Origin of the sequence: Maribacter sp. (assembly GCF_049667165.1) — a bacterium.
In the GTDB taxonomy this organism is placed as follows: domain Bacteria; phylum Bacteroidota; class Bacteroidia; order Flavobacteriales; family Flavobacteriaceae; genus Maribacter_A.
On the sequence record NZ_JBATHS010000086.1, the window covers coordinates 21,298 to 28,761 of the forward strand.

A 7,464-nucleotide genomic window follows, 5' to 3' on the forward strand; every position below is an offset into this window, starting at 1 on the left:
TGCTCTCAAAAAGGATTATAGGAAACCAACTAACCCTAGGCAGCGTCTAGAGGAATTCTTTTCGATTGAACTTAAGAAATTACCGGATACTTCCGTTTTTTTAAGTAGGCCAGCACACTGATGGTAATTATTGAAACCACCACCACATAGACCCAGCTGGGTATGGGTATGGGATCTCCCGTAGCGTAGGAATGCAACCCGGATAAATAGTAATTCACCCCGTAATACGTCATGATCACAGAAGCCAATCCGAAAATGGTCGCCACATTAAAGGCGAACAACCCGGTCAATTTAGGAATGATGCGCATATGCAGGATAAAGGCATAAACAAGTATGGTCACCAAGGCCCATGTTTCCTTTGCATCCCAACCCCAATATCTGCCCCAAGACTCATTGGCCCAAACCCCTCCTAGATAGGTACCTATACTGACCATGAATAAACCACCGATCAAGGTCAATTCACTGATATAGCTCATTTCCTGAACTATTCTTTTTACCCTATTTTTGTTAGATTCCTTTAGAAAAATAATGAGTATCAGATTTATTAGACCGATAATGGCTCCTAACATTAAAAAACCATAACTGCCGGCTATCAATGATACATGAATGGTCAACCAATATGATTTTAAAACAGGGACCAAAGGGGTGATTTCCGGATCCAGAAAACTCAAAGTGGATACCAGCAGAATTGTAGCCGCCAATACCATGGTAGCCGCCAACCCTCCAAAAGACTTTCGTGTAAACAATACACCGGCCAGTGTTGATGTCCATGCAATATAGATCATGGATTCATAGCCGTTGCTCCATGGCGCCCTTCCCGAAACGTACCAACGCAGCCCCAGTCCTATCGTATGGAGCACAAATCCAAGAATCACTAAGGAGAAAAGAACCAGATACACTTTTTGTAAATCAAGTTTAGGCTTAAAAACCGATAAGAACAAAAAGAATAGAAAGGCAATACCCAATAGCATATAAAATAGGCCCAATCGGGTAAATACATTCATTTTATTCAACAGTATTTCGGCATTGATCTTTGATGGGGACGGCATTATTTCCCCTCCATTTTCATTTTGGTATTCTTTCAATTCATTCAAAAGTAGGCTTGCCTGCGTATAATCGTTATTTTCAATTCCTGATTTTAGTGCCTCGGTATATGAATTAAAAAATTTATCCCCTACTCCATCGTGATTATGGCCATCATCAGGGCTATGCCTATGTGCCGCATTTGATAACCACGTATTATTGGGGTCATTGGGATTCGGAATGATTTTCAACAGACTCCCAGAGAATGCCATGTTCAGGATATTCAATCTCTCATCAATCTTCAACAATTCTTTTTCATAGACCCCTCGATCGATAGGTTCCAATCCATACACGCGTCGTACTTCATCCCTAAGCTTATATTCCCCATTGGTATTGAAAAAATCGGCATAGGAAGCATAATCCCCTGCAACGCTTAACGCCTTATGAATATCCTTATGTTTACCCAATTTTATGATCTCGGCCTTATACCAGTCTTGTTTATTGACGAACATGCTCAATAAAATCTGGTCGGCGGTCAAGTCGTACATGCTTTCCTTTCGTGCCAACTTGCGCATTATTTCTCGGGAAAGCGTATGTACAGGTTTCATTCTGCCTTTAAAATCCTGAACCACCAATTCACTGAATGCATTGGCATGATCAACGGCAACAACTTTTTCCACATAGGTAGGCGATTGTGCGAGGGCGAATGAAGAGGATAGGAAGAGTAAAAGCGCAAAAGTTGATGATTTTGCCCGTAACTTTTTGATTTTTTGGGTTACCTGATAAAACCGTGTTTTTTTACTGAATAAGGTCCAAACCATTCCTAATGTCAACAAAGCGTAGCCCAAATACGAAATCCATGTGCCCCAAAAATCGTGGTTTACACTTAAATACGTCCCCTTTTCATCCTTGTCAAATGAAGATTGAAAAAAACGATAGCCCCCATAGTCCAATATATTGTTCATGAAAATGCGATAATCCATTTTTACATTTTTGGACTCATCGACCAAGGTGACCTCGCTGGCATAGGAAGCGGCACTATTGGTGCCGGGATACTTTTCTAGAATAAATTCGTTCAATTTTATTTGAAAAGGCACCGTTATCTCCTTGGAACCATAGGAAACCGCCAAATTAAGCGCATCGAAATTCAATTGTTGCGGCCTGCCCTCTGTGCCCCTACTCCCATAGACATAGGCTTCTTTCTTTGTTCCGTTCACAGCGATTTCCAATAATAGGGCTGTTAAACTCTCATTGCGAACTTTTGTATCTTCCGATTTGATATAGACCTTCCCTTCCCTTTTAAAATCGGAAACCACAAAATTATTACTACCGTCGGAATATAAAGATCTTAATATTAGGGGCTGATAGGTTTCAGAAGGATAAACCGTATCTTTTTTCTGCGTTGCCATTGTCATTTGGGTCAAGGTTCTATTCGAGGTAAACAGTAGCGAATCGTTCCTAAAAATGATATTGATGGCATCAGGCAGTTGGGTATCCTGAAAATTATAAATGATGTTCCTGATTCTTTTGGTCTGCCCTTGTTCAATATAGTATTCTTCCCGTCCATTGGCCCCGGCAACCACAATTTGAAGCGTAGGGGTACCGTCAATACTTTCGGTCAACACCTGTTTTGGATTGGGAATGAATTCTTTAACATCAACCGTAATCAAGTCCCCATCGATTAGATAGTCCCCCTTCCAGCTATTGTTCCCCAAGGAAGCAAAAAGTACAGGCTCATCGAAATCATAGGTAGTCTTGTTCTTATCCACTTTGAACTTCAAGTGGGCATTGGATGACAAGAAGCTATTTGCCGTACCGTTTTCACGAATATGCATAATGCCCTCAAAACTAAAATATCTTGTAACCCCGGCTCCTATTAGTATTATAATGATCGCCCCATGAAAAATAAGCAAAGACCACTTCTTTTGCTGAACCATGCGAAACTTAATAATGTTCACTATTATGGTTATCCCGAATAAGAGAAGTAATAGCTCAAACCACCAAGATTTATAGATGACGTTTTGGGCTGCGGAAGTACCGAAGTCATTCTCGATGAATGTAGCAATACCAATAGCTGCAGCAAAGAGTAATAAATAAAGACCCGCAGCGCGGGTATTGAATAGTGGGGTGGAAAATTTCAGAAATTTAGCAAGTATGTGCTTCATAGTAAGTGATGTGGGTCCATCAAATTTAAAGGAAATTTTTTAAACTTAATGGACCCCCCACTTTTTATCGTAAAATGTAGGACTACAAATGCAATGGATCAACCCGCCAATAATGCGTTATGCTTATACCGCACAACCTTCCCCACCTTCTTTAGCACCTAATTTCACTAATATCTTTTCTAACAAACACCATTTGGTGAAAGCCGATTGAAACATATTGGCCCCGATAAACAAAGTAAACCACAACCAATTGATGTTAACATACATCGCCAATAATGCACTAAGCATGATAAAACATCCGACAATAATCCTAAAATATTTATTTAACATTGGAATTGCTTTTAAATTTATACTAACCGCTCCTTTTAATGGGAACTACAACGGTCTTACTTCACTCGAATTTAATTTGATTTTTCAACGTTCATTACAGCAACATGGATCCTTGAAATCGTTTCCTGCTTTTCGTTAAATTGGGAGACCAACCCAAAAACTTGATCTACGTTTTCTTTATTTATGAACGCATAGAAAAGGGTTGATTCGTTTTCATTCATTTCGGTGGCAAACCAATTGTTCGAAACCGATTCTTCGGTCACATCCCTAGACCCTTTTACCTTTTTATAGGAAAAAGTCTTGACTTCTGATTTTTTTAGAATCTCCTTGATGTTTTTATCAAATGCCGTACTGGCCGTAATAATGAGTAGTTTCATCTTTTAGTTTTTATATTTTTCCCTATTGTTTAGACCCTGTTCTTCAACACTGACCCTTTTTTATTCTTGGCTATTATCCCCTAGTTCCTCCTTCGCTTCAGGATATTTTTTCTTTTCTATCATATAATAAATCAGAGGTACCACAATCAAGGTCAGGAAAGTCGAAACGATCGCACCTGCTACCAAAGATATGGCCAAACCTTGAAAAATAGGGTCGAACAAAATAATGGATGCTCCAATGACCACGGCACCCGTTGTCAATAAAATAGGTGTTGTACGCACCGCACCAGCATCAATAATGGCTTGCTTAATGGGGATACCATCATTTAACCGTATTTCAATAAAATCGATGATCAACACAGAGTTTCGGACCATTACTCCAGCCAGGGCAATCATACCGATAAACGATGTTGCTGTAAAGAATGCGCCCAGCAACCAATGACCCAAAACAATCCCGATCAAGGAAAGGGGAATCGCGGCCATCATCACTATAGGCGTTTTGAAATTTTGGAACCAACCCACGATCAGCATATAAATAATAATGATTACCACTAAAAATGCGACTCCTAAATCTCTGAATACCTCCAAGGTAATCTGCCATTCGCCGTCCCATTTAACTGAGAAATCACTTTCGTCCGTCGGCTGATCCATATAAAGTTCATTGACTTTATATCCTTCGGGAAGCTTTATTTTTTTGAGCTTTTCTTCCATACCAAGAATGGCATAAACGGGACTCTCCAACGCACCTGCCATATCCGCAGTTATATAAACGAGCCTTTTTTGATCTTTCCGGTAGATGGTTTTTTGCAAGGTATCGGTCTTGACGATGACCAAATCACTTACAGGCACGGTCTTGCCAAGAGAGGAATTTATCTTTATATTCTGAATGTCCTGTAACGAACTTTTATCGGCATCGCTTAAGGAAAGTACAATACCTACACTTTCGTTTGATGTTTCATCGTAAAGATTTGAAATGGGGTATTCCTGTAAAATCGTAGTGACCGCACCGACAATTTGTTGCGGGGCAATACCATTCAACATGGCTTTTTCCTTATCTACCTCCAAGCGGAATTCTGTCTGCTCATCCTCTACCATCCAATCAATATCAACGATATCCGTGGTATTCTCCAAAATTTCCTTCACTTGACGTGCCACTTTTATCTGTTCGCCATAGTCAGGTCCGTAGACCTCAGCAACAATGGTCGAAAGTACCGGTGGTCCGGGCGGGACTTCCACTACCTTTACGTTGGCTCCATATTTTTTTGCGATTTTTTGAATTTCGGGCCGCACCAATTTTGCAATGTCATGGCTTTGCGCACTCCGATCTTCCTTATGCAATAAATTTACCTGTATATCTGCCATATTGCTTCCACCCCGAAGATCATAGTGCCGTACAAGCCCGTTAAACGTAATAGGGGCCGATGTGCCAATATAATTCTGATAATTCACTACCTCTGGGCGGGTCGTTAAGTACTGTGCAATTTCTTTGGTAACCTGTGCTGTGCGTTCCAAAGTAGTGCCTTCGGGCATATCAACTACAATCTGAAATTCGTTCTTATTGTCAAAAGGCAACATTTTAACGGCAACCGCCTTGACAAAGAACATCAATATGGAGCCAATTAATAAAACAACCGTGATACCTATAAAAGCCCATCGTTTTTTAGAACTATCCAACAATGGTTGTTCTATTTTTTTATAGATCTTATAAATGAATCCAGTCTCGAACCCTGCATCTTCCTTGTGCTTTTGTTCATCTTTTTCCCGTAACAAATGGTATCCAAGATATGGGGTTACCGTAAGTGCCACAAATAAGGATAAAAGCATGGCAATCGATGCCCCAATGGGCATGGGCGACATATAGGGCCCCATCATACCCGATACGAATGCCATGGGTAAAATCGCGGCAATAACCGTGAAAGTGGCCAAAATGGTAGGGTTTCCAACCTCATTGATTGCAAATATCGCCGCTTGTTTAAACGGCAACCGTTTCATTTTAAAATGACGGTGCATATTCTCGGCAATAATGATACTATCATCCACCACAATTCCCACGACAAAAACCAATGCGAAAAGTGTAATCCGGTTCAAGGTATAATCCAGCATATAATAACTGAAGAGCGTTAGCGCAAAGGTCAACGGTACAGAAAAGAAAACGACCAACCCTCCGCGCCAGCCCATGGCAAGCATAACCAATATGGTTACAGCTAGGATGGCGACCCCTAAATGGAGTAAAAGTTCGCTCACCTTATGTGATGCGGTTTCCCCATAGTTTCTTGAAACTTCTATATGAACATCGCTAGGAATCAAATTTCGCTTTAAAAGTTCGACCTTGTCCAGGATTTTTTCAGAAATTTTCATGGCATCGGCTCCCTTTACCTTTGCAATGGACAGCGTAACGGCAGGATATTCGGATGATGCATTGAGGTAACTCTCATTAGATTGGCCATAGCCAAAGGATACATAACTTTTTGGGGTTGATGGCCCGTCCTGTACCGAGGCGACTTGCTTTAGGTAAACCGGTAAATTGTTGTTCACTCCGATGACCAAGTTTTCCACATCTTCCGCTGTACTTAAAAATTGGCCGGTCGTTACCAAATATTCCGTATCGTTCTTTATAAAACTTCCCGATTGTGATTGCTGGTTATTTGCCTGGATCATTTGCATTATGCCCAAGGCATCAATGCCATTTTCAGCCATTTTGTCCTTGTCCAAAACCACCTTTAGCTGTCGATCCCTGCCCCCGATCGTTTTCGTAATCGAAACGTCCTTTATTTTTTCGACTTCGTTCTTCAGTTCCGCAGCGATCAGCTTGAGTTTATAATCGTCATAATTTTCGCTCCAAAGCGTTAGCCCCAACATCGGCACATCATCAATGGCACGCGTTTTTACCAAAGGTTCATACACCCCTGGTGGAAACATATCGCGATGTTTCATCAATTCGTTGTACAAGTTCACATACGAACGTTCTGTATCCTCGCCAACATAAAATTGAACAATAATCATAGCTTGGCCGTTCATCGCCATTGCATGTAAATGCTCAACGCCTTTGATATCGGAAATGATTTTTTCGAGCGGTTTTACCACCCGGTTCTCAATTTCCGTGGGACTTGCCCCTGGATATCCTACCATAACATCTGCCATGGGTACGATAATCTGCGGTTCCTCTTCCCTAGGTATCAAAAAAGAGCTATATACGCCTATGGCCATCAATGCGACCATAAGCAATATGGTCAACTTAGAATTGATGAAAACTTTTGCTATTTTACCTGATATTCCTTCTTGCATCTTTTAGCTTTTATTCTTCGGTCTTGATTCTTGATTCTAATCCTTATCCAACGATTTACTGCAAAATAACCTTGGCACCATTATATAACTTGCCCTCGGCCGAAATGATGTATTCCTCATCACTATTTAAGCCAGAAAGAACTTCAACCCTATCGCCATAGGTCTTACCTAATCGCAACCATCTCAAAAGTGCCCTATTTTGATCGCTAATGGTATAAACTCCCTTCAATCCACCGTTTTCAACAAGAGCCGCTTTTGGAATCAGTGTAATAGCAACCGTATCC

The 7,464-nt window shown here is 40.8% G+C and carries 4 protein-coding genes and 1 pseudogene; all 5 read right to left on the minus strand.

Annotated features, from left to right (window positions below; all coding sequences use genetic code 11):
* Window positions 1-71: 71 nt before the first annotated feature.
* The gene (ccsA, locus tag WBM98_RS04745) at window positions 72-3,188 is read right to left on the minus strand and encodes a cytochrome c biogenesis protein CcsA (RefSeq protein ID WP_424364881.1); all 3,117 of its coding nucleotides are present in this window, start codon (window positions 3,186-3,188) and stop codon (window positions 72-74) included.
* 123 nt (window positions 3,189-3,311) lie between these two features.
* Window positions 3,312-3,518, minus strand: coding sequence for a YgaP family membrane protein (locus WBM98_RS04750; RefSeq protein ID WP_424364882.1), 207 nt, complete (start codon window positions 3,516-3,518; stop codon window positions 3,312-3,314).
* 71 nt (window positions 3,519-3,589) lie between these two features.
* Window positions 3,590-3,895, minus strand: coding sequence for a hypothetical protein (locus tag WBM98_RS04755; RefSeq protein WP_424364883.1), 306 nt, complete (start codon window positions 3,893-3,895; stop codon window positions 3,590-3,592).
* 60 nt (window positions 3,896-3,955) lie between these two features.
* On the minus strand, window positions 3,956-7,180 hold the full coding sequence (locus WBM98_RS04760; protein WP_424364884.1) for an efflux RND transporter permease subunit: 3,225 nt from the start codon (window positions 7,178-7,180) through the stop codon (window positions 3,956-3,958).
* Between the two features lie 55 nt (window positions 7,181-7,235).
* Window positions 7,236-7,464 (minus strand): annotated as a pseudogene (locus tag WBM98_RS04765) (efflux RND transporter periplasmic adaptor subunit); the annotation flags it as partial.

Excerpts from the sequence above, each read along its gene's own strand:
- ccsA (WP_424364881.1), bottom strand. The coding sequence starts at position 3,188 with ATGAAGCACATACTTGCTAAATTTCTGAAATTTTCCACCCCACTATTC.
- WBM98_RS04760 (WP_424364884.1), bottom strand. The coding sequence starts at position 7,180 with ATGCAAGAAGGAATATCAGGTAAAATAGCAAAAGTTTTCATCAATTCT.
- WBM98_RS04755 (WP_424364883.1), bottom strand. The coding sequence starts at position 3,895 with ATGAAACTACTCATTATTACGGCCAGTACGGCATTTGATAAAAACATC.
- WBM98_RS04750 (WP_424364882.1), bottom strand. The coding sequence starts at position 3,518 with ATGTTAAATAAATATTTTAGGATTATTGTCGGATGTTTTATCATGCTT.